The sequence below is a fragment of the Serratia rubidaea genome, from assembly GCF_016026735.1.
Taxonomy (GTDB): Bacteria; Pseudomonadota; Gammaproteobacteria; order Enterobacterales; family Enterobacteriaceae; genus Serratia_B; species Serratia_B rubidaea.
This window is the reverse complement of the sequence record NZ_CP065640.1, coordinates 3,216,417-3,240,515: the sequence shown is the minus strand read 5'-3', so window position 1 is coordinate 3,240,515 and position 24,099 is coordinate 3,216,417. Positions and strand designations below refer to the sequence as shown.

At 57.4% G+C, this 24,099-nt stretch carries 18 protein-coding genes; 3 read left to right on the top strand and 15 right to left on the bottom strand.

All coding sequences use genetic code 11. The annotated features are described in order from the left end of the window. Window positions 1-63: 63 nt before the first annotated feature. The 5 genes from kdsB to cspE all read right to left on the bottom strand — a co-directional run bounded on the left by kdsB (window position 64) and on the right by cspE (window position 3,393). Window positions 64-813, bottom strand: coding sequence for a 3-deoxy-manno-octulosonate cytidylyltransferase (gene kdsB, locus I6G83_RS15150; protein ID WP_054306341.1), 750 nt, complete (start codon window positions 811-813; stop codon window positions 64-66). Further along, entirely contained in the window at window positions 810-992 is a 183-nt protein-coding gene (locus I6G83_RS15145) for a Trm112 family protein (protein ID WP_015671768.1), read from the bottom strand. The genes kdsB and I6G83_RS15145 overlap by 4 nt, the downstream gene beginning before the upstream one ends. A 304-nt stretch (window positions 993-1,296) precedes the next feature. Next, window positions 1,297-2,523, bottom strand: coding sequence for a winged helix-turn-helix domain-containing protein (locus I6G83_RS15140; protein WP_054306342.1), 1,227 nt, complete (start codon window positions 2,521-2,523; stop codon window positions 1,297-1,299). Between the two features lie 217 nt (window positions 2,524-2,740). Further along, a complete protein-coding gene (locus I6G83_RS15135) occupies window positions 2,741-2,962 on the bottom strand; it encodes a cold-shock protein (RefSeq protein ID WP_015671766.1) in 222 nt (73 codons plus the stop codon). A gap of 221 nt (window positions 2,963-3,183) precedes the next feature. After that, window positions 3,184-3,393: a transcription antiterminator/RNA stability regulator CspE gene (gene cspE, locus I6G83_RS15130; protein ID WP_015671765.1), complete on the bottom strand. Its 210-nt coding sequence runs from the start codon at window positions 3,391-3,393 to the stop codon at window positions 3,184-3,186. 546 nt (window positions 3,394-3,939) lie between these two features. On the opposite strand from cspE, the gene hglS reads away from it, so the two are divergent. Next, the gene (hglS, locus tag I6G83_RS15125) at window positions 3,940-5,346 is read left to right on the top strand and encodes a 2-oxoadipate dioxygenase/decarboxylase HglS (protein WP_054306343.1); all 1,407 of its coding nucleotides are present in this window, start codon (window positions 3,940-3,942) and stop codon (window positions 5,344-5,346) included. Window position 5,347: 1 nt separating this feature from the next. Here the strand turns inward: hglS and lpxK are convergent, their stop codons facing one another. From lpxK to I6G83_RS15075, 10 genes are all read right to left on the bottom strand, one after another. Next, entirely contained in the window at window positions 5,348-6,328 is a 981-nt protein-coding gene (gene lpxK, locus I6G83_RS15120; RefSeq protein ID WP_054306344.1) for a tetraacyldisaccharide 4'-kinase, read from the bottom strand. After that, a complete protein-coding gene (gene msbA, locus I6G83_RS15115; protein WP_015671762.1) occupies window positions 6,328-8,076 on the bottom strand; it encodes a lipid A ABC transporter ATP-binding protein/permease MsbA in 1,749 nt (582 codons plus the stop codon). Before msbA ends, lpxK begins: the two co-directional genes overlap by 1 nt. 35 nt (window positions 8,077-8,111) lie before the next feature. Continuing rightward, window positions 8,112-10,334 carry a ComEC family protein gene (locus tag I6G83_RS15110; RefSeq protein ID WP_232238970.1) on the bottom strand — a complete coding sequence of 741 codons (2,223 nt, stop codon included), beginning with the start codon at window positions 10,332-10,334 and terminating at the stop codon, window positions 8,112-8,114. Between the two features lie 322 nt (window positions 10,335-10,656). After that, the gene (ihfB, locus tag I6G83_RS15105; protein WP_015671760.1) at window positions 10,657-10,941 is read right to left on the bottom strand and encodes an integration host factor subunit beta; all 285 of its coding nucleotides are present in this window, start codon (window positions 10,939-10,941) and stop codon (window positions 10,657-10,659) included. Between the two features lie 63 nt (window positions 10,942-11,004). Further along, entirely contained in the window at window positions 11,005-12,678 is a 1,674-nt protein-coding gene (rpsA, locus tag I6G83_RS15100) for a 30S ribosomal protein S1 (RefSeq protein WP_041411759.1), read from the bottom strand. Window positions 12,679-12,870: 192 nt separating this feature from the next. Next, window positions 12,871-13,560 carry a (d)CMP kinase gene (cmk, locus tag I6G83_RS15095; RefSeq protein WP_015671758.1) on the bottom strand — a complete coding sequence of 230 codons (690 nt, stop codon included), beginning with the start codon at window positions 13,558-13,560 and terminating at the stop codon, window positions 12,871-12,873. A gap of 416 nt (window positions 13,561-13,976) precedes the next feature. Next, window positions 13,977-15,263: a 3-phosphoshikimate 1-carboxyvinyltransferase gene (gene aroA, locus I6G83_RS15090; protein ID WP_054307497.1), complete on the bottom strand. Its 1,287-nt coding sequence runs from the start codon at window positions 15,261-15,263 to the stop codon at window positions 13,977-13,979. A gap of 109 nt (window positions 15,264-15,372) precedes the next feature. Beyond that, window positions 15,373-16,458, bottom strand: coding sequence for a 3-phosphoserine/phosphohydroxythreonine transaminase (serC, locus tag I6G83_RS15085; RefSeq protein ID WP_054307496.1), 1,086 nt, complete (start codon window positions 16,456-16,458; stop codon window positions 15,373-15,375). 341 nt (window positions 16,459-16,799) lie between these two features. Further along, window positions 16,800-17,846, bottom strand: a complete 1,047-nt coding sequence (ansB, locus tag I6G83_RS15080; protein WP_054307495.1) for an L-asparaginase 2 — start codon at window positions 17,844-17,846, stop codon at window positions 16,800-16,802. Window positions 17,847-18,074: 228 nt separating this feature from the next. Continuing rightward, entirely contained in the window at window positions 18,075-20,492 is a 2,418-nt protein-coding gene (locus tag I6G83_RS15075) for a membrane-bound PQQ-dependent dehydrogenase, glucose/quinate/shikimate family (RefSeq protein WP_054307494.1), read from the bottom strand. Between the two features lie 537 nt (window positions 20,493-21,029). Between I6G83_RS15075 and ycaO the strand changes: the two genes are divergently transcribed. After that, a complete protein-coding gene (gene ycaO, locus I6G83_RS15070) occupies window positions 21,030-22,793 on the top strand; it encodes a 30S ribosomal protein S12 methylthiotransferase accessory factor YcaO (protein WP_054307493.1) in 1,764 nt (587 codons plus the stop codon). 423 nt (window positions 22,794-23,216) lie between these two features. Next, window positions 23,217-24,074, top strand: coding sequence for a formate transporter FocA (gene focA, locus I6G83_RS15065; protein WP_054307492.1), 858 nt, complete (start codon window positions 23,217-23,219; stop codon window positions 24,072-24,074). The last annotated feature ends 25 nt before the right edge of the window (window positions 24,075-24,099 follow it).

Genomic DNA, 24,099 nt, shown 5'->3' with positions numbered 1-24,099 from the left:
CAGGGACGTTGACATGGTGAATACGCTTACCGGCGCAGAACGGCCGGTAAGCAATAAGAAAACTTAAGCGTTAAGGCTGTCGCGCACGCGCTGTAAATCTTCCGCGGTATCCACGCCGACGCTCGGGATGGCCTTCGCCACCGCGACATGGATCTTTTCGCCGTACCACAGCACCCGCAGCTGCTCCAGCAGTTCGATTTTTTCCAGCGGGCTTGGCGCCCAGCTGACATAGCGGCGGACAAAACCGGCGCGGTAAGCATAAATGCCCAGGTGACGCAGCAGGTTATCGCCAATCTCACTTTTAGACCGCGCGAAACGCTCACGGTCCCAAGGGATGGTGGCGCGGGAGAAATAGAGCGCATAGCCTTCGGCATCCATCACCACTTTCACCGCATTCGGGTTAAACGCCTCTTCCGCCGTTTCAATCGGCGCAGCCAGCGTGGCCATGCCGGCGCTGCTCGCCGCCAGATTGTCCGCCACCTGGCGAACGATCACCGGCGGCACCAGCGGTTCATCCCCCTGCACATTGACAATGATCTGATCGTCGGCAAAGCCGTAATGCGCGATCACCTCGGCCAAACGCTCGGTGCCGGACTCATGATCCTCTCGGGTCATGCATACCTCACCGCCGGCGGCTTCAACCGCACGGGCGACGTCGGGATGATCGGTGGCGACGATAACCCGCGCCGCGCCGGACTCACGCGCGCGCTCCATCACATGCACCACCATCGGTTTCCCGTGGATGTCCGCCAGCGGCTTACCCGGCAGACGGGTCGATGCATAACGAGCCGGAATTATGGCGATGAAACTCATGCTTGCTTCTCATCCGGCGACAGCGTGCGCGCTTCGTTTTCCAGCAGCACCGGAATACCGTCGCGCAGCGGATACGCCAGGCCGTCCAGCTTACAGACCAATTCCTGATTTTCTTTATCAAAGTACAGTTTTCCGTTGCAGACCGGGCAAGCAACAATTTCAAGCAAACGGTGATCCATGCTTCCTCCATGGGGAGAGATATGACTGTGGGGAATGTGCGTGAGAATAACATAACGCGCCAGCCCAGGTTAATCATTGCGGGTTTTACAGCTGTGCTTTTCGCCAAAGTAGCGCGGGGGTTGTGTTACCCGTCAAGCAGGCGTAACATTTGTGATGTAAGTCACACAATTATGCAAGCACCTGCCAATGATGAAACGTATCAATAAAATTATCGCCCTGTTCGCTAACTTCAGCGCCTAAAGGGCCAAGCTTGTAACGAACGGCGATGTCACTCGTTTTACCCCCCAGAAACAACGCCGTTCGTTATCCCACTTGCCACACCTCGCCATATTGTTCACGCAATGCTTCCGGTACGGCTTTCAGCCTGACCTGCGCCGCGCCGTGCCATTGCGCCATACGGCTGATGGCCTGAAAAAGATCCTGACAGCGCTGTTTGCCCATACGCACATCAGGTTCCAAATGGAAGCTGATCACCTCAAACTCTCCGACTCGCCGATGCATTTTTGCATCGATACGCCCAATCAGCTCGCCGCGGTTGAGCACCGGCAGCGTAAAATAACCGTACTGGCGCTTTGGTTTCGGCGTATAGCACTCCAGCCGATAGTCGAAATTAAACAATTCCAGCGCCCGGCGGCGATCCCACACCACGGGATCAAACGGTGAAAGCAGCGTGGTAACCCGCGAGCGCAGCGTGTTCTGCTCGGCCAGCGGCAGTAGTTCTGCCAACGAATGATGCAGATAAAAATCGCCCGGCAGCTGCGCAACTTTTAGCGGCACGATTTCCCCCTGCTGCTGTAGCTGCCGGAGTAAATTTTTAGGCGCCACGCGTTTCAGACGATAATAATCAGCCAGCCACTCCGCCTTAAAAATCCCCAGATAGCGGCAGGTGCGCGCCAGCATATCCCAGCGCGCCTGTTCCTCGGACAGCGCATGTCTGGCATCGTCCCACTCCGGCAACAGACGCTCGGTCAAATCGTACACCCGGTGGAAATTGCGCCGTTCGGCAACCATCAACTTACCGGCGGTGAACAGCGTCTCAAGGTGGCGCTTTTCCGGCTTCCACTCCCACCAGCCGTTGCTCCCCTTCTTCTGCGCATTGAAATCCGCCGAGCGCTGCGGCCCATGTGCGGCGATATGATGCAACACGCCGTTAATCGCCTCCTGATGCTCTTCCACCCACGCCTGCGAATATTTCCAGCCCATCTTCTGCGGATTCAGCATACGGTGGCGCAACAGACCGAAGTCTTCAATCGGCAGAAAGCAGGCCTCATGCGACCAGTACTCAAACAGCTGGCGGCTGGCCAGCGCCTGCTCCAGCCACTGCGGCGCATAATCCCCCAACCGGCTGAACAGCACCAGATAAGGGCTGCGGGCGACGACGCTGATGGTATCTATTTGCAGCAGGCCCATGCGTTGGATCGCGGCGGGCACATCTTCTGCTCTGGCCTTGCGTTTCGCCGGCGTCAGCAGCCCCTGGGCCGCCAGATGCAGCGCGCGGGCTGCGGTCAGTGAGATAACCGGAACGGACATAGAAAAGCTCAGGTGATTAATCAATCGCTTGAGAATAGTGGAAGTTCAGGCATTTTTCTTCAACGCATTAGATGCGGGATAACGAAAATGTCAGCGTTGGGAAAGCATGATGGCGTTTGTTACATCATCATATTGCTGATAGATAAGGGGGGATTTGCAGGTTCTTCGCCAGTGCGAGGGGGTGGCGACACCGGCACTGGCGAGGAAGGGGAATGCCTTAGAACGCGATAACGTCCGCGGCGGACAGCCCGTGGGAGCTGCGACAGATCGAGAACTCGACGTTCTGACCTTCATTTAATGACTTGTTCTTCGTATTGGCAATAGCGCGACGGCTGACATAAATCTCATCGCTGCCGTCAACCGGTAAAATCACACCGTAGCCTGCGGCCTGGTCATACCATTTTACACGGCCCATTTTTAACATTGTATTTTTAAACATAATTATTTCCTTTCTTTCGGGCATCCGTAACAACGCTCTTTGTTATTATTGTCTGGATGCTAACCGCCCATCCTAAAGTTTTTCGTAACAAACCTCTCATGAGCAACAAATAAAAAACCCGCACAACGGCGGGCTTATTGAACTTAATATCTTCCGCATGACTCGGCTCAACGCCTCATCAAGGTTGTATCAAGATCTCTATACGCTATTTCCTGTAAAACTTACAGGGCAACAACGTTGGCGGCAGCCGGCCCGCGCGGGCTGTCTTCAATGGTATACTCAACGCGCTGGCCTTCAGCCAGGGTCTTGAAACCATCGGTCATGATTGCGGAGAAGTGTACAAATACATCTTTACCGCCGTCTTGCTGTTCAATGAAACCAAAACCTTTACTCTCATTGAACCACTTAACCTGACCGGTCTTCTTAGACATTACATTTACCTTTTAAATATTTACAAAACCTGCCATAAGGCAATTTTGGCCATTGCAGAATCATTACTTATGGGAGGTACTTAGAAGGTTCGTCTTTGAAGCGGAATCGAATGATAACGTTTATGGAGGAACTGCTTAGCTTAGTAACTTACTACCTAAACTTCTAAATCTTGTCTCGTACATAAATAGGTCTGAATCACAGGCCGAATTCATTTACTCATAAAAGCCCTGATTGCACAAGAGGGTTTTCACACTATTTTTATCCCGGCGTGCCATTTAATTTTATATCTATGATTAGTATTGAGTTATTTTTTGCAAAGTACGGTAAAGAAAACCTGCCCCAGCGTTTTTTTGACGCCTGCGTCGCGATCCAGACGCGGCAAATGAGAGCTAACGCATAAAAATCCAATATGGTTACGCAACATATAACAAATCCATAGCCCGATGGCTAAACTTGGGTTGATAACAAGGTGAGAGGCACGATCGGCAGCACTTTTACCGGAAACGTCATTTTTTCAGATAAAACTGAACAAAGGAGCTATGCGCATGACTGCTCAGCAGTTCGTTTCACCCAATGAAATCCGCAGCCGGTTTTCTCTGGCGATGTCGGAGATGTATCAAAAAGAGGTGCCGCTCTATGGCGAGCTGTTAGCACTGGTGGCGGAAACCAACCGCCAGGTGCTCAGCAGCGACAGCGCATTGGCGCACCAGTTGCAAATCACCGGTGAAATAGAACGTCTGGCGATGGAGCGCCATGGCGCCATCCGCGTCGGCACCGCCGAAGAGCTGGCGACGCTACGCCGGCTGTTCAACGTAATGGGCATGTCGCCGGTCGGCTATTACGACCTGGCGCCGGCGGGCGTGCCGGTACACTCCACCGCCTTTCGCGCCGTCCACGAGCAGGATCTGCAGGCCAGCCCTTTCCGCGTATTCACCTCGCTGTTACGGCTGGAGTTGATCGAACAGCCGGAACTGCGCGCGTTAGCGCAACGTCTGTTGGAGCGCCGCCGTATTTTCACCCCCAAAGCGCTGGCGCTGATCGCGCAGCATGAAAACCAGGGCGGGCTGAGCGCACAACAGGCGGACGAATTTGTTGAGCAGGCGCTGGAAACCTTCCGCTGGCACAGTCAGGCCACCGTCAGCGCTGCCGAATACCGGCAACTGCACGATCAACACCGGCTGATCGCCGATGTCGTGGCATTTAAAGGGCCGCACATTAACCACCTGACGCCGCGCACGTTGGATATTGACGCAGCGCAGAACGCCATGCCGCAACGGGGCATCACGCCCAAAGCGGTGATCGAAGGCCCACCGCGCCGCCGCTGCCCAATTTTGCTGCGGCAAACCAGCTTTAAAGCGCTGGTGGAACAGGTGGCTTTTGTCGAAAGCGACGGTGCTGCGGTGATGGGACAACACACGGCGCGCTTTGGCGAGATAGAGCAACGCGGCGTCGCGCTGACGCCGGAAGGCCGCGCTCTGTACGATCGCCTGCTGCAAGCCACCAACGATGCGCTGCAGGCCACGCCAAACGAAGGCAATGCCGCGCATTATTATCAGCTGTTGCAGGATAACTTCCGCGCCTTCCCGGATGACTATCCGACGCTGCGCGAGCAACGGCTGGCCTGGTTCCGCTATTTCCCTACGGAACTGGGGCTGGCGGCCAAGGAGAATCTGGATGAAAGCTGGACGCTGGAGCGCTTAATCGCCGAGGAGTATATTCGTTTCCAGCCGTTGGTATACGAGGATTTTCTGCCGGTCAGCGCCGCCGGTATTTTCCAGTCGAATCTGGGAGATAATGCGCACTCGCATTACAACGCCGCCTCCAGCCGCAGCGCGTTCGAACAGGCGCTCGGCACGGAAGTGGTGGATGAATTGGCGTTGTACCGACAGACGCAGCAGCGTTCGCTGCAGGCCTGCGCGCAAGCGCTGGGGCTTGGCGCGCTGGAGGCCTGATTTACTTCTTCAGATGGGATTCAATGCGTTGCAGCAATGATGCCGCCTGTTCAGCGGGAAAGACGGCATCAACCGGCAGATACCACCAGTTATCCTGTGCAAAGGCGCGGCATTTGACCGCGTCTTTTTCTGTCATCAACAGCGTTTGCCCCGGCGCGGTCAGCGCTTGCAGTTGCTCTGCGCTATAGTCCTGATGGTCGGCGAACGCCACTTCCTGTACGACGTTAACGCCCAGCTTTTCCAGCGTGGCGAAAAAGCGCGGTGGATGACCAATGCCGGCCATCGCGACAGCCTGCGGCAGCTGCGCCGCCGGCAACCGCTCGCCCGTAGCGATATTTACCGCATCACGCGCCTGCAGTTTCATGGCGATCTCACCCGGCTGCGCCACGCCGCCATTGGTAATGCAGGCGTCAACGCTGCGCAGGCGATCGGCGCGTTCGCGCATCGGCCCAGCCGGCAACCACCAGCCATTGCCAAAACGCCGCACGCCGTCAATGACCACCAGCTCAACGTCACGCTGCAGCGCATAGTGCTGCAAGCCGTCATCGGTAATCACCAGGTCAAGATCGTGCTGCGCCAGCAGCGCCTGCACCGCTTCCGTTCGCTTGGGCGATACCGCCACCGGCGCCGCGGTGCGCTGATAGATCAGCACCGGCTCATCCCCGGCCTGCCGGGTGGTCGTCTGTGCATCCAGCACCAGCGGATAAACCGCCGACTTGCCGCCATAGCCGCGGGAAACCACGCCAACCCGGTAGCCACGCTGCTGCAGCTGTTCGACCAGCCAGATAACCGTCGGCGTTTTACCATTGCCGCCGGCGGTCAGGTTGCCCACCACCACCACCGGCACTGGCGCACGCCAGCTCTTACGCCAGCCGAGCCGGTAGCTCAGACGAATAAGCCCGCTCACCAGGCCATACAGCCAGGAGAGCGGCAGTAACAACAGGTAGAGCAGCGAACTGCCGGACCAGATACGCTCGATCATTATTCACCAAACTGCATGCGGTGCAGCTGTGCGTAAGCACCCTGCTTCGCGAGCAAGTCAGCGTGCTCGCCACGCTCAACGATACGGCCGTCCTCAACCACTAAAATCTCATCCGCTTTTTCAATGGTAGACAGGCGGTGAGCAATAACCAGCGAGGTACGGTTCTTCTGCAACTCGTCCAGCGCCGCCTGGATCGCCCGTTCAGATTCCGTATCCAGCGCCGAGGTGGCTTCATCCAGGATCAGGATCGGGCAATCACGCAGCAGCGCACGGGCAATGGCGATACGCTGACGCTGACCACCGGAAAGCATCACGCCGTTTTCACCGATCACCGTATCCAGCCCTTGATCCATTTTCTCGATAAAGTCCATGGCATAAGCCATCCGCGCCGCTTTCTCGATATCTTCACGGCTATAACGATCCTCGCGGGCATAGGCGATATTATTGGCGATGGTATCGTTAAACAGGTGGACATTCTGCGATACCAGAGCCACCTGATCGCGCAGCGACGCCAGCGTATATTCACGCAGGTCGTGCCCATCCATCAGGATCTCACCTTCCTGAATGTCATAGAAGCGGGTCAACAGGTTGGCTATCGTCGATTTACCCGAGCCGGAACGTCCGACCAGGGCCACCGTCTTACCTTCCTCAATCGTCAGGTTGATATCACGCAGCGCCGGCGTATCTTTCCCCGGATAGTAGAAGGTGACATTGCGCAGCTCGACGTCCCCTTTGGCGCGCTTGATTTCGCGCGTACCGGTATCTTTTTCCTGTTCCATATCCAGGATGGAGAACAGCGTCTGGCAGGCCGCCATACCGCGCTGGAACTGGGCATTGACGTTGGTCAGCGATTTCAGCGGACGCATCAGTGCAATCATCGAGGAGAACACTACGGTAATGGTACCCGCCGTCAGGGTCTCCATCACGCTTGGGAAGCTGGCGGCAAACAGGACAAAGGCCAGCGCCAGCGAAGCAATCAGCTGAATAATCGGATCGGAGATGGATGAGGCGGAAACCAGTTTCATCCCCTGTTGACGCATACGGTTGCTGACGGTGTTGAAACGTTCGGTTTCTACCTGCTGCCCGCCGAAAATCAGAACTTCCTTATGCCCTTTCAGCATCTGTTCGGCACTGGTGGTCACCTGCCCCATCGTATTTTGCATGCTTTTGCTGATATTACGGAAACGCTTGGAAACCATGCGGATAGCGATAGAAACAATCGGCGCCAGTACGATCAAGATAAGCGACAGCTGCCAGCTGTAGTAAAACATCATGATAAACAGGCCGATGATCGAAGCGCCCTCACGCACCACGGTCACCAGCGCGCCGGACGATGATGAAGCTACCTGTTCGGAATCATAGGTAATGCGCGACAGCAGCGTACCGGTAGACTGCTGATCAAAGAAAGAAACCGGCATACGCATCATATGGCCAAACAAGCGCCGACGCATCTGCATCACGACCATTCCCGATACCCAGGAAATACAATAGCTTGAAATGAAGCTGGTTACGCCGCGCATCAGCATCAGCCCGATCACGGCCAGCGGCATCCATACCAGAACGCTGCTGTCTGCTTTACCAAAGCCGTCATCCAACAGCGGTTTGAGCAAGGATAACATCAGGGTATCGCCTGCTGCGTTTAACACCAGCGCAATAGCAGCGACAACTAACCCTGCTTTGAAAGGGGTGATCATCGGCCATAGTCGACGGAAGGTCTGCCAGGTCGAGAGATCTTTATCATTCATCATGCAAATACCAGCATCGGAAGAAATAGCGGCCCATTTTACTCATTATCCCCCCTTTCTCCAAACCGCTGATGATACCAACGGGGCATTAATTGCTCACGAAAGCCTTTAATTTGCCAATCATTGTCGAAAAATAACGCGCTCAACTGCCCGGAGCGTGAAGTGTCGTGCCATGCAATGCGATAGGAACGGTAACGCTTGATGATTTTTTCCGCAGGCAGACGCCACTGATTGTAGCGGGAGGCCGAGGCTAACGCCGCTGCCGGCGCCACCGCCCGTAAAAATGGCGGCGTGGATGAGGTCTTGCTGCCGTGATGCGGCACCTGCAGCAAGGTAGAGGGTAGCTCAGCGCGCAGTTTCAGCAGCGCCGACTCCCCGCGAGCCTCCAAATCGCCGGTTAACAACAGGCTGAACCTGCCATCATCGACGCGGATAGTGCAGGAATCATCATTGCCCACCTGTTTCAGGCGCTGCGGTGGCCACAGCACGCGGAAATTGAGCCCGCGCCATTGCCACTGCCGCCCCCGTACGCAGGCATAATGCCCGGCGGCATACAGAGGAGAATACACCTCCGCCTGCGGAAAGGCTCGTTGCACCGTACTCAGCCCGCCCATATGGTCCTGATGGCTGTGGCTGATGATAATCTTCTCCAGTTCAAGACCGCGCCAGTGCAGATAAGGCAGGATCTCCCGCTCGGCCATGCTGCCGCTTGCCCAGCGGGCGCCGGTGTCGTACATCACCGCCTTGCCGTCACGTTCGATCACCACCGCCAGGCCATGCCCCACGTCCAACATATCGACGCGCCAGCGATAGTCCGGCTGACGTTCGCGCCACGTCAGGCAGCAGAGCAGCACGACAATACAACTGCAGGGTGAAGAAGCCCAGCAACGCAAGCGCCAGCCAACCACCGCCAGCCAGCCCAGTACGCTGAACGGCAGCAGCGCGCTGCCAACGCGTAGCCATCCCTGTTCCAGCCACGGCAGCGGCCACATCGCCCAGGTCAATGACAGGTCGGCCCAGCGCCAAAACCCGCTGGCCACTAGGCTCCCGGCGCCGCTGATAATGGCAAACAAAATCAGCGGCACGCTGAGCAATGAAACAATCGGCACCGCCCAGAGATTGGCCGGCAGCGAGGTCCAGGTCACGCCGTGAAACAGTCCAAACTGCATCGGCATCAGCAACAGCGTCATCCCCAACTGGATATGCAGCCAACGCAGCGGCGCCCAATACCAGCCGGTGCTGAAGCGGGACGGCAGTGCCGCCCATTCAAACCAGAAGATCAGCGCCGCCACCGCCAGTACCGACAGCCAGAAACTGTCGGACAGCACTGCCAACGGATCGCTGAGCAGAATCAGGCATACGCACCACAGCCAAATCTGCCAGGAGGTGCAACAGATTCCCCGTAAGCGTATCAGCGTCCACAGCGTCAACGCCAGCAGCGCCCGCACCGCCGGCGGCTGGGCCCCCGCCAGCCAGACATATCCCAACGCCGCCAACAGGCTGGCAATCAGAGGCCCGCGGTAGCCAATCCTGCCCACCGGTAACGTAAACTGCATCAGGCGCAACAGGCACCACGCGACCATAGCCGCCAGAGAAATATGCAGGCCGGAAATCGCCATTAAATGCGCAATGCCCGTTTTCAGAAACAGATTCCGCTCCCCCTGGCTCAGCAGAGCACGCTCGCCAAACGCCAGCGCCAGCAGAGTGCCCTGGTGAGGTAAACCGTCGCTACGCCGCTGCGCCGCGCTGACAATATGCTGGCGCCAGCTGCAGCGTACATCGATCGGCGTTGCGGACTGCACATATCCGCTTAAGGGCTGACGGCGCGCTATTGCCCAGCGCTGGCTGTCAAAACCGCCCTGATTCAGCCGGCTGTGTACCGGGCGCAGGCGCGCTTTGAGTTGCCAGCGTTGTCCGGCGCACCATGGGCCATGCTTCCAGTAGGCGCTGAAAGATAACGCTGGAAACAGCCAGCGGCCGTTAACCTGCTCAACGCGCAGTAGCACCTTGCCCGGCTCATGGTTAGCCAAGGCCACGCTGGCAACGCTGACCGTCAGATGCAGCGGCTTACCGCTTAATACGGCGATCTGGCTCGTAAGCTGCTGCGCACTGCCGCAGGCCAACACCAACCCGCACAGCAGCCAGGCGGCATACTGGCAATACGCCGAGGTCGTGCGGCGCCAGCAGATCACCATTGCCAACGCCAATCCCCCGATCAGCATAGGCGGCGGCAACTGCGGTAAAAACAGCAGCGGCAGCATGCCCAACACCAAGGCAACGGCGGCGATATCCACGGAAATTTTGATAATGCTCTCCCGGTGAACGGTTCACGATTGCAGGGAGAGTATGATGATATTCAGGCCGGTTACCCGCCCTAAAAGCGAGTAACGGAAAGCAGCACGCAAACTTGCTTTTGGCTTAACACGCCTTACGCCAAGCGTGCGCAGCAGCGCGCAACATCATGAGGAAAGTGCGGCAAACGCAGGCGGTATTTCCCCCATCATGCACTGGCGCCACAGACAAAAAAAACGGCGCCAGAAGGCACCGTTTTATATTCTTTACAAGCAACAACGCTATGGTCAATTAACCATAGATATTGGCGCGATCGCGCAACTCTTTGCCCGGTTTGAAGTGAGGAACGTACTTGCCGTCCAGCTCAACCTTGTCACCGGTTTTTGGGTTACGACCAACGCGCGGGGCACGGTAGTGAAGAGAAAAACTGCCGAATCCGCGGATCTCGATGCGCTCGCCATCAGCCAATGTCGCAGCCATATGTTCTAGCATCTCTTTCACTGCATCCTCAACGGCCTTCGCCGGGATATGAGATTGCTGGCCAGCAAGTCTTTCAATAAGTTCAGACTTGGTCATAGTTCCTCCAAGCTTTGCAGCTAAACTACCGTATCGGGGGCGGGAAACGCCGCCCCCCCGTCATTACTCGCCTTTAGCCGCTTTGAAAGCTTCAGCCATTGCGTTAGAGAAGTTGCCTTCTTCCTGTTTGTTGTTAACAGTCGCGATAGCATCTTTCTCGTCAGCTTCGTCCTTAGCACGTACGGACAGGCTTACAACGCGGTTCTTACGGTCAACGCCGGTGAATTTAGCTTCAACGTCGTCGCCTACGTTCAGAACCAGAGTTGCATCTTCAACGCGGTCGCGAGAGGCTTCAGATGCACGCAGGTAACCTTCTACGCCGCCTGCTAATTCAACTGTAGCACCTTTAGCGTCAACTGCGGTGACTTTACCAGTAACAATAGCACCTTTCTTGTTCATAGACAGGTAGTTATTGAACGGGTCTTCAGCCAGCTGCTTAACGCCCAGGGAGATACGCTCGCGCTCTGCGTCAACCTGCAGAACAACCGCTGCGATTTCGTCGCCTTTCTTGTATTCACGTACTGCTTCTTCGCCTGCAACGTTCCAGGAGATGTCAGACAGGTGAACCAGGCCGTCGATGCCGCCGTCCAGGCCGATGAAGATACCGAAGTCAGTGATAGACTTGATTTTACCTTCAACACGGTCGCCCTTGTTGTGGGTTTCCGCGAACTGCTGCCATGGGTTGGATTTGCACTGCTTCAGGCCCAGGGAGATACGACGACGTTCTTCATCGATGTCCAGAACCATAACTTCCACAACGTCGCCCACGTTAACAACTTTGGACGGATGGATGTTTTTGTTGGTCCAATCCATTTCAGAAACGTGTACCAGACCTTCAACGCCTTCTTCGATTTCTACGAAGCAGCCGTAATCAGTCAGGTTGGTAACACGACCAGTCAGCTTGGTGCCTTCTGGGTAACGTTTCGCGATAGCAACCCATGGATCTTCGCCCAGCTGTTTCAGGCCCAGGGAAACACGAGTACGTTCGCGGTCGAACTTCAGTACCTTAACGGTGATTTCATCACCCACGTTGACGATTTCGCTTGGGTGCTTAACGCGTTTCCAAGCCATGTCAGTGATGTGCAGCAGGCCGTCAACGCCGCCCAGATCAACGAATGCACCGTAGTCAGTGAGGTTCTTAACGATACCTTTAACTTCCATGCCTTCCTGCAGGTTTTCCAGCAGTTGATCGCGCTCTGCGCTGTTCTCGGATTCGATGACCGCACGGCGAGAAACAACAACGTTGTTGCGTTTCTGATCCAGCTTGATCACTTTGAATTCAAGCTCTTTGCCTTCCAGGTGCAGCGTGTCGCGTACCGGACGCACGTCAACCAGGGAACCTGGCAGGAACGCGCGGATGCCGTTCAGCTCAACAGTGAAACCACCTTTAACTTTGCCGTTGATAACACCGGTCACAGTTTCAGCGTCTTCGTAAGCTTTTTCCAGCGTGATCCAAGCTTCGTGACGTTTAGCTTTCTCACGGGACAGCAGGGTTTCACCGAAGCCGTCTTCTACTGCATCCAGAGCAACGTCAACTTCGTCACCAACCTGGATTTCCAGTTCGCCCTGGGCGTTTTTGAATTGCTCAGCCGGGATGGCAGACTCAGATTTCAGACCGGCGTCAACCAGTACTACGTCTTTGTCGATAGCAACAACAACGCCGCGCACGATGGAACCTGGGCGGGTTTCGATTGATTTCAGGGATTCTTCAAAAAGTTGAGCGAAAGATTCAGTCATGTTGATAATCTTCAGGGTTCTTTGATTTAACGTCCATTTAGCGTCCCGCCGAATGGGGTTGTTTAACATACCCCGCCATTGGCTCCATGCCGACAGGGTTTAAGGTTACAGGGGTAAAATTTTACCCGATATATCATGATACTGCTATGTCAATCAGATGACAAATGTACAAATAACACTACGCCGCCGCGCTTATTGCTGCGGCAACGCCAGTGTTTCCTGCGCATATGCCAGCGCCTGCCGGATAACTTCGTCGATCGACATGCTGGTCGAGTCCAGCACCAGAGCGTCGGCAGCCGGCACCAACGGCGCTATCGGCCGATTACGGTCACGGTCGTCCCGTTCTTTTATCTCGGCTAAAAGACGTTCAAAGTTAACATTAAAGCCCTTCGCCTGCAACTGGAGCATACGGCGCTGCGCGCGCTCCTGCGAGCTGGCGTCGAGGAAAATTTTAACCGGCGCATCGGGGAAAACCACCGTGCCCATATCGCGGCCGTCGGCGATCAGGCCTGGCGCCTCGCGAAACGCGCGCTGCCGGCGCAGCAGCGCCTCGCGCACCCGCGGGAATGCCGCCGCCTGAGAGGCCGTGTTGCCAACGGTTTCGGTGCGGATCTCATTACTGACGTCCTCACCTTCCAAAATCACCTGCAGCTTGCCGTTTTCTGCGACAAACCGGACGTCAAGATGTGCGGCCAGCGGAACCAGCGCCTCCTCTGACGTGATATCAACCTGATGATGCAGCGCAGCCAGAGCCAGTACGCGGTAAATCGCGCCTGAGTCCAGCAAACGCCAGCCAAGCGATTCGGCCAGGGCCTGGCACAGCGTGCCTTTGCCTGCGCCGCTTGGTCCATCAACGGTAATCACCGGGGCTGTAGCCGTCATGTTGCGTTCTCCTTCGGGTAAAAAACCTCGCAGAGCCCGAGCCGCCGCCACTGCCGTAATACGGGCCGACGCCGGACCAGCCTGCTACCCAGCCCAGTCGGGGCGGGTTCGGTGGCGTATTATACGCTGCAACGGCCCGAACTGTTACCCTGCATGCGACCGGTTGCCGAAAATAAGGCCACCAATGCGCAAAAAGTATAGAAGAAACGCCGGGTTTCGCCGCCGTTAAACGCAAGAAAGGCCCCGAACGGGGCCTTGAGGTTGATGACAAAGTGGTCTGAGAGTTCGAGATACTCGGGCCTAGCGTAACGAGGGGCGCTCCGGCGGCTTACGCCGCTACGACCCCATCGCCACGCTCTCCCTAATAACAGGCTTTATCAGCAGTCTGAAGGCCCCGAACGGGGCCTTGACAGGGATTACGCCAATTGGCTGATGCTCGCCAGCCGTTCGAAATAATCGGGGAAGGTTTTCGCGGTGCATTTCGGATCGAGAATGGTCACCGGGGTATCCGACAGCGCCACCAGGGAGAAGCACATCGCCATACGGTGATCGTTATACGTGCCGATCTCGGCGAACTGCAGCTTGGCCGGCGGCACGACGTGAATATAGTCTTCGCCTTCGTCTACCGTCGCGCCGACTTTGCGCAGCTCGGTGGCCATCGCCGCCAGCCGGTCGGTCTCCTTCACCCGCCAGTTATAGATATTGCGGATGGTGGTCGGGCCGTCGGCAAACAGCGCGGCGGTCGCGATGGTCATCGCCGCATCCGGAATATGGTTCATGTCCATATCAATGCCCTTCAACACGCCGCGCCGGCACTCGATATAATCGTCCGCCCAGGTGATGTGCGCGCCCATTTTCTCCAGCACGTCGGCAAACTTGGTATCGCCCTGCACGCTGTTGCGGCCTATCCCGGTCACGCGCACCGTACCGCCCTTGATCGCCGCCGCCGCCAGGAAATAGGAGGCCGAAGAGGCATCCCCTTCCACCAGATAGTCTCCCGGCGAGCGGTAGGTCTGGCCGCCGGCGATATGGAACACGCGGTAGTCATCATGGCTGACGTCAACGCCGAAGGTTTTCATCAGGTGCAGCGTAATATCAATGTACGGCTTGGAGACCAGCTCGCCTTTAATATGAATATGCGTATCCTGCTGCGCCAGCGGCGCGGTCATCAGCAGCGCGGTGAGAAACTGGCTGGAGACGCTGCCGTCAACGGTGACATCGCCGCCGCGGAAGCCGCCGCGCAGGCGCACCGGCGGATAATCCGTCTGCTCCAGATAATCAATCTGCGCGCCGCCCTGCCGCAGCGCATCCACCAGATGGCCGATCGGCCGCTCTTTCATCCGCGGTTCGCCCGTCAGCACCACGTCTCCGGCGCCCAGACACAGCGCGGCGGCCAGCGGACGCATGGCGGTGCCGGCATTGCCGAGAAACAGCTCCAGCGGCTGCGCGGCCTGCAGCGGCCCGGCAACGCCGGTGACCGTGCACTCGGTGCGATCGGCGGAAAGCTGATAGCTGACCCCCAGCGCCTGCAGCGCGTTCAGCATATGCCGAACATCGTCGCTGTCCAGCAGGTTGGTTAAGCGGGTCGTACCCTGCGCCACTGCCGCCAGCAGCAGAGCCCGATTGGATACGCTCTTGGAGCCGGGTAAGTTGACGGTGCCATTGACCAGGGCAACCGGTTGTAACGTCAGGGAATCCACCATGTGAAAAAATACTCTCCAGATCTGATAAACGAAACGGCCCCGGTAATCTTGCCGGAGCCGCTTTAATGCAACAACAGCCAGTGTTCCCCGCCGAAGCGGGAAACGGCGATTAACCGTGGCGACGCTCGAAGTCCGCCATAAAGTCGGTCAATGCCTGTACGCCGGCCAGCGGCATCGCATTATAGATAGAGGCACGCATGCCACCAACAACGCGGTGCCCCTTCAGCGCCTGCAGGCCGAGGGCCTCGGCTTCGCGGAGGAACTCGCCGTCCAGCGCGCCGTCGGCCAGCTGGAATGGAACGTTCATCCAGGAACGGTTGGACGGTGCCACCCGGCTGCGATAGAAGTCGGAATTGTCGATAGCGGCGTACAGCAGTTCGGCCTTGGCCTGGTTGCGTTTTTGCATTTCGATCAGGCCGCCCTGCTCTTTCAACCATTTGAACACCAAGCCGGACAGATACCAGGCAAACGTCGGCGGGGTGTTGAACATCGAGCCGTTCTCAGCCAGCACGGTGTAATCCAGAATGGACGGCACTTCACGCCGCGCTTTGCCCAGCAGGTCTTCACGCACGATCACCAGCGTCAGCCCCGCCGGACCGATGTTTTTCTGCGCGCCGGCGTAGATAACGCCAAAGCGGCTGACGTCCAGCGGACGGGAAAGAATGGTGGAGGAGTAGTCGCCGATCACCACTTTATCGCCGAAGTCCGGCGTTTCATCGATGGCGATGCCGTCGATGGTTTCATTCGGGCAGTAATGCACGTAGGCCGCATCGTCGCTCAGCTGCCATTCGCTCATCGGCAAAATGGCGGACAGGCCGTCGACCTCGGTCTTCACATCAATTGCATTCGGCGTACAGTATTTCTGCGCTTCTTTAATCGCGCTCTGCGCCCAGTAGCCGCCGTCGATGTAGTCGGCGCTGGCGTTGTCGCCCAGCAGGTTCAGCGGCAGCGCGGCGAACTGCGCGCGCGCGCCGCCGTGGCAAAACAGCACTTTGTAGTTCGAGGGGATGTTCAGCAGGTCACGCAGATCCTGTTCGGACTGCTCGGCAACTGCGATAAACTCCTTACTGCGGTGACTGATTTCCATCACCGATGTTCCGAGGCCGTGCCAGTTACAGAGTTCCTGTTCCGCGCGACGCAAAACTTCCACCGGCAGCATTGCCGGGCCAGAACTAAAATTATAAACCTGAGTCATTTCCCCTCACCACATTCACTTATTTCGCCAGGTTTGCCTGGCTGACCGAATACGCCCGAGGCCGGATAAGTGTGACATCCAGCACATCGGTTTTATCACTCGCGCCTCCCGGCTGCAACGCTTATTCTGCCGCGCAAAGAAAATGGCTGACGCCCGGCTCCGCGCCGTCGCCCTGCGAACCACTTTTTTTCGGCAAAAAATCAATGACGGCGGCTAATTCAGCGGGTTATAGCAGATTTTTGTGCTGCATTTTCGCCTCAGGCAGGCTCATTTATTAGCCGTCCGCCACGGCCGGCAAGCGGCGAAAAAAGGGCCGTCACGGCCCTTGTGCACCACGGCTGTCAGTACTGATTAAACATCTGCTGAATCTGCGCCGCATCCCGGGTCTGCGTCAGCGCCAGCTGCAGCAGAATACGCGCTTTCTGCGGGTTCAGGGTGCCGGCGGCGACAAAACCGTATTTGGCGTCGTCGATCTCCGCATCCTCCGTGGTGGCGCCGGTCGGCACGCGGGAAGAGCGCACGACGGCCACGCCCTGGTGCGCCGCGGTCGCCAGCGTATCGAACAGCGTTTTATACAGGTTGCCGTTACCGACGCCGGCGCTGACGATGCCCTGATAGCCGTCCTCGATCAGCGCTTTGGCCGGCGCATCCGACGCGCTGGCATAGCTGTAGACGATGCCGACCTTCGGCAGAGCGTCCAGTTTACTGACGTCAAACGGCGTGGCGCGGGTATGCTTGCGCTGCGGCATGCGTTGATAATCAACCTTGCCGTTGTGGATAGAGCCCAGCGGGCCATAGTTCGGCGACTGGAAGGTCTGTACCGCCGTGGTGCTGGTTTTGGTCACGTCGCGCGCGTCCAGCACGCTGTCATTCATCGCCACCAGCACGCCGCGTCCGGCCGACTGCTTGTCCGCCGCAGTCACCACCGCGTTGTAAAGGTTGAACGGCCCGTCGGCGCTCATCGCCGTCGCCGGGCGCATCGCGCCCACCATCACCACCGGTTTGTCGCACTTCACCGTCAGATCGAGAAAATAGGCGGTTTCTTCCAGCGTGTCGGTGCCGTGAGTAATCACAAAGCCATCGGTTTTGCCGCAGTCGGCATTAATTTTCTTTGCCAGCGTCAGCCAGACCTCATCGTTCATATCCTGCGAACCGATATTAACGATCTGTTCCCCCTGAACGTCCGCCACCTCTTTCAGCTGCGGCACGGCGCTGACCAGCGCCTCTACGCCCAACTGGCCCGCCTGATAATTGGATTTGGTGGCCGACTCGCCGCCGCCGGCAATGGTGCCGCCGGTCGCCAGAATAGTGACCGACGGCAGCGCCAGCGCAGAACCGCTGACGCCGGCCAGCAACAGCGCCAGAAAACTCCGTTTGCACGTTTTCATTATATTCCCCCGCATTAATTAACCCGCTGAATTATCATCTTTCTCATAATAAAAACCGTGATAGCGACGGCGCTTTGTAAAGGCATCATTCGCACCCTGCGGCAAGTTTAGTCTGACTGGTGAGAAGAAACGGACGGGATTATGCGGCATAGTGACCGCGGGCATACGGCGGTGATAACAAAGAAAAACCGCCAAACGCGGAGGCGTTCGGCGGTGGGTGGCGGCTAATTAACGCTGCGGCAACGCGTAGGCAATAATGTAATCGCCCACGTCCGGCGAGTGGCTGCTGCCCCCGGCGGAGATCACCACATACTGTTTACCGGTTTTCGGCGACTGATAAATCAGCGGCGCGGCGACGGCGCCGACCGGCAGCCGTGCTTTCCACAGCTCTTTGCCGGTTGCCGAATCCAATGCGCGCAGATAGTAATCCTGCGTGCCGGCAAAGAACACCAGTCCGGAGGCGGTGGACGTCGGGCCGCCCAGCGTCGGCATCCCCAGCGGGATTGGCATATGGGTTTTCATCCCCAGCGGACCGGTGTCCTGCACCGAGCCCATCGGCACCTGCCACACCAGCTTTTTGCTGTGCAAATCGATGGCGGTCATGGTGCCGAACGGCGGCGTATTGCACGGCACGCCCAGCGCCGACTGCAGAATATCAATGCGCACGCCGCCGTATGGCCCGGCGATTTGCGGACGCACCGTGCCCATAAAGCCGGGCACTTCGTCGGTGGAGATTTTATATTTCGCGACGTCCTCTTTGCGGACCAGCGACATACGCAGCGGCATGCGCATATCGTTGACGAACATCAGTCCGCTGCGCTCGTCGACCGAGATACCGCCCCAGTTCATTCCACCGAGCAGGCTCGGCCACTCGATATACGGCTTCTCGGACGGCGGCGTGTACATGCCATGATAGGCAGACTCTTTAAAGCTGACCCGACACAGCAGCTGATCAAAGGACGACACGCCCCACATCGATTTTTCCGTCAGCGGTTCGACGCCGATTTGCGGCATCCCGACCGAGAACGGCTGCGTGGCGGACAACCGCTCGCCTTCGGCCACCCCTTCCTGCGCTACGGCGCGCTCTTCCACCTGCGTGACCGGTTTGCCGGTGCGGCGGTCCAGCACGAAGATCTGGCCGGTTTTGGTGGTCTGAATCAGCGCCGGGATAGTTTCCCCCTGCGCATTCTTCACATCAAACAGCACCGGCTGTGACGGCAAGTCGTAGTCCCAGACGTCGTGATGCACGGTCTGGTATACCCATTTGGTCTGGCCGGTGCCGGCATCAACCGCCACAATGGCCGAACCGTACTTCTCTTTCGCCTCGTTACGGTCGCCGCCCCAATAGTCCGGCGGGCCGTTGCCGGTCGGCAGATAGACCAGGTTCAGCGCCTTATCAAAGCTTGGGATCGTCCAGACGTTCGGCGTTTCCAGCGTATAGGCACGCCCTTTGACCGGATCGGTGACATTTTCCGGCTGGCCGACGTCCCAGGCCCAGGCCACGTCGCCGGTACGTACGTCAAACGCGCGCACCACGCCGGAAGGCTCGCCGTGCACAATATCGCGCACCCAGCCGCCGATGATGGCAATATGCCCCATCACGACCGGCGCCGCCGTCGGGTGATAGCGTTTGCTGTTTTCGGTATCGCCCATGCCCTGCTTCAGGTCGACGCTGCCGTTATCGCCAAATCCCGGGCACAGTTCGCCGGTGCGGGCATTCAGCGCCATAAAACGCGCGTCAACGGTGGAAACCAGGATACGCTGCGGACACTGCTGCAGCGCCGGCGCGCTCTTTTCATCCGCGCTCAGGCTGTCGTCTTTATTGACGTCGTAATAGCCGACGCCGCGGCAGGTGACGTGCTCTGCCGTTTTTGCCTGCGGGTCGAACTTCCACAGCGCTTTACCGCTGTCCGCGTCCAGCGCGGTAATCAGGTTCTCCGGCGTGCAGGAATAAAGTACGTTGCCCACCTGCAGCGGCGTATTTTCATCCACGCCGATAGCGCTGCCGGTGGTGCGGCGGCCGGTGTGGTAAACCCAGGCTACGTCGAGGTTCTTAACGTTTTCCGGCGTGATTTGCGTATACGGCGCAAAACGCGTGCCGGACGCGCTACGCCCGAAAAATTCCCAGTTATCCTCGCCCGCGGCCGGCGCGGCTTTGGCATCCGGCGTTTTCAGCGCAACCTCGTTGCGAATCACGTTATGCGGATAAAACGCCGCCGCCAGCGTCGCCAGCAGCACCACGAAAATACCAAGACCGCCCCAGTTCGCCAGACGGCGACGGCCGTTGCCGGTCTGCGGCAGCGTCGGGATCAGCCACAGGCTGAGCATCAGCAGCAGCGCCGGCACCACCAGCCGCGGCACCAGTCCCCAATAGTTGAACTGTACCTCATACAGCGCCCAGCAGAGCGTGAGGAAGAAGGTGATGAGAGAAAGCCAGAAGGTATGTTTACTGCGGACGAGGAAACAGACGGCGATAATCAGATAGGCCAGGCCGCCAAGCAGGTAATAGGCGCTGCCGCCTAACGAAACCAGTTTTCCTCCCCAGATAACAAAAAACAGACCGATACAAAAACTGAGTATGACAAAGAGCAGGCGATAAGCGGTAAAGAACCAACGCTTACCGGCGCTCTGCTGTGGAGCGGACATTTTTCTTTCCTTATTACCAACATCGAGTAACCGTCAATTTCGCTCACAATGTTATGAGGAAATTAACACTCACAGCACGTACCGTGAGCTATTTGTAATACAATTATACATAGTTGTTATTTTTGTGTAAATTTATTTGTATTACAAATAAGAAGTGTAAAACCAGACGGTTAGCGTTGCAGCTCATAATGAGCAAGTGCAGAGCGCGCCGTGCGCCATGGCGAAACGAAAAAAAACCCTCCCAGCAGGCTGACCGCCGTCGCTGACGAAAAAAATGCCCGGCCGGCGGTTATAAATTCAATAACATAAAAATATTGCCGCGACTGAGCCTACCCTTTGCTCCCCGACGTATGAGAAGATAACGCCTTATGCTCCAAGGCGCCGGCGTGTACGCCGCCTTGCCGTAACCTCGCACGCTGTTACACGGATGCGAGTCTCGGAAAACAGTGACATCAGGCACGTCTCCAGCGGTTCGTTGCCGGCTGACAGAGACATGCTTAACATCGCCTGCTATCCCCAAACATTTAAGTGAAGACAATGACGCAAACTTTTATCCCCGGTAAAGACGCCGCGCTGGAAGATTCCATCAGCCGTTTCCAACAGAAACTGAGCGATCTGGGTTTCAATATTGAAGAGGCCTCCTGGCTCAACCCGGTGCCGCACGTCTGGTCGGTGCATATCCGCGACCGCGACTGCCCGCTGTGCTTCACCAACGGCAAAGGCGCCAGCAAGAAAGCGGCGCTGGCCTCGGCGCTGGGCGAATACTTCGAACGTCTGTCGACCAACTATTTCTTTGCCGACTTCTATCTGGGCCAACAGATCGCCAACGGCGATTTCGTCCACTACCCGAACGAGAAGTGGTTCCCGATCCCGGCGGACGACTCACTGCCGGCGGGCATCCTCGATCCACGCCTGCACGCCTTCTACGATCCGGAGCAGGAGCTGAGCGCCGGCGATCTGATCGACCTGCAGTCCGGCAACGGCGATCGCGGCATCTGCGCCCTGCCGTTCACCCGTCAGTCGGATCAGGAAACGGTCTATATTCCGATGAACATTATCGGCAACCTGTACGTTTCCAACGGCATGTCAGCCGGCAACACCGCGAACGAAGCGCGCGTGCAGGGGCTGTCTGAAGTATTTGAGCGCTATGTGAAGAACCGCATCATTGCCGAATCCATCAGCCTGCCGGAAATCCCGGCCGAGGTGCTGAACCGCTACCCTGGCGTGGTTGAAGCCATCGCCAAGCTGGAAGAGGAAGGCTTCCCGATCCTCTCCTACGACGCCTCGCTGGGCGGCAAGTACCCGGTGATCTGCGTGGTGCTGTTTAACCCGGCCAACGGCACCTGCTTCGCCTCCTTCGGCGCCCACCCGGACTTCGGCGTCGCGCTGGAGCGTACGGTGACCGAACTGCTGCAGGGCCGCAGCCTGAAGGATCTGGACGTGTTCACCGCGCCGACCTTCGACGATGAAGAAGTGGCGGAGCACGCCAACCTGGAAACCCACTTTATCGATTCCAGCGGCCTGATCTCCTGGGATATGTTCAAGCAGAACGCCGACTACCCGTTTGCCGACTGGAGCTTCAGCGGCAGCACGCAGGAAGAGTTCGCCACGCTGATGGCCATCTTCCAGCAGGAAGACGCCGAAGTGTACATCGCCGATTACGAGCACCTGGGCGTTTACGCCTGCCGCATCATCGTGCCGGGCATGTCCGATATCTACCCGGCGGAAGATCTGCTGCTGGCCAACAACAGCATGGGCGCCCATTTGCGCGACACCCTGCTGGCGCTGCCGGACAGCGACTGGCAGCCGGAAGAGTACCTGGCGCTGCTGCAGCAGCTGGACGATGAAGGGCTGGACGACTTCACCCGCGTGCGTGAGCTGCTGGGCATTGCCTCCGGCAAGGATAACGCCTGGTACACCCTGCGCGTCGGCGAGCTGAAGTCCATGCTGGCGCTGGCCGGCGGCGATATGGAGCAAGCGCTGATCTGGGCGGAATGGACGCAGGAGTTTAACGCGTCGGTGTTTACCCCACAGCGCAGCAACTACTACCGTTGCCTGCAAACCCTGCTGCTGCTCGCGCAGGAGCCAGAACGCGATCCGGCGCAGTACCACAGCGCGTTTGTCAAAATGTACGGTCAGGACGCCGTCGATGCCGCCTCCGCCGCCATGAGCGGTGAAGAGCGCTTCAACGGGCTGTTCGCCATCGACAGCGATCTGCAGGCGCTGCCGGCGCATCAGGCGCTGCTGGCGGCCTATGAGAAGCTGCAGCAGGCCAAACGTCGCCACTGGGCGAACGCCTAACGCGCCTGCCGGGCGGCATCAGCGCCGCCCGGCTATTTTTCCGTTCACGTTCGACCGTTGCCCTGAATAACGCCAGGCATTTTCTTCTCTGCATAAGACGCTAATACAAGAGTACGGCGGCTGATTTGTTGCATTAAGGTGAAATAATCATTGGCGCCCATTGATTAACTCTCCATTCCGCCTCTATTTAATGAAATTATTTAACCGGCAGATAACCTGTCCGGCACGCTGATTAAAAAATAATTGCAAAACTTAAAAAATATTTTTTATATTAATTTCAAGCACATAACCACAAAAACCACGTAATTTATACGCCTTTGCGCCGTTTTACTTCGGCGCCCCATGATCCAAATCAACTTTTACCCGATACCGCTTTGCTAGTATCTCATTGCGTTGTTATAACCCTTTTGAGCGAGAACTGGCGTGAAAGCTGACAACCCCTTTGATTTGCTGTTACCTGCCGCGATGGCGAAAGTCGCCGAAGACGCCGGCATCTATAAAGCGACCAAACACCCGCTAAAAACGTTTTATTTAGCGATCACCGCCGGCGTTTTCATCTCTATCGCATTCGTGTTCTATATCACCGCCACCACCGGCACCGCCGACGTCCCGTTCGGCCTGGCCAAACTGATTGGCGGCATCTGTTTCTCGCTCGGGCTGATGCTGGTCGTCGTCTGCGGCGCCGACCTGTTCACCTCCACCGTGCTTATCGTTATCGCCAAGGCCAGCGGCCGCATCACCTGGCGGCAATTGGCGGCCAATTGGCTTAACGTCTATATTGGTAACCTGATCGGCGCGCTGTTCTTCGTCGCCCTGATCTGGTTCTCCGGCGAATATATGACGGCCAACGGCCTGTGGGGGCTGAACGTATTACAAACCGCCGACCACAAGCTGCACCACACATTTATCGAGGCCGTCTGCCTCGGCATTCTGGCTAACCTGATGGTCTGCCTGGCGGTCTGGATGAGCTACTCCGGCCGCAGCCTGATGGACAAGATGTTCGCCATGGTTCTGCCGGTCGCCATGTTTGTCGCCAGCGGTTTTGAACACAGCATCGCCAATATGTTTATGATCCCTATGGGCATTGTGGTTAAACACTTCGCCACGCCGGAATTCTGGCAGGCCGTAGGGACAGCACCCGAGCATTTTGCTCATCTGACCGTAAGCAACTTTATCTTCGACAACCTGATCCCCGTCACCCTCGGCAACATTATCGGCGGCGGTCTGTTGGTTGGTTTGACTTACTGGGTAATTTATCTGCGTGGCGACAAGCAGCCTTAAGCCGCATCGCCACGCCGGATCCGAA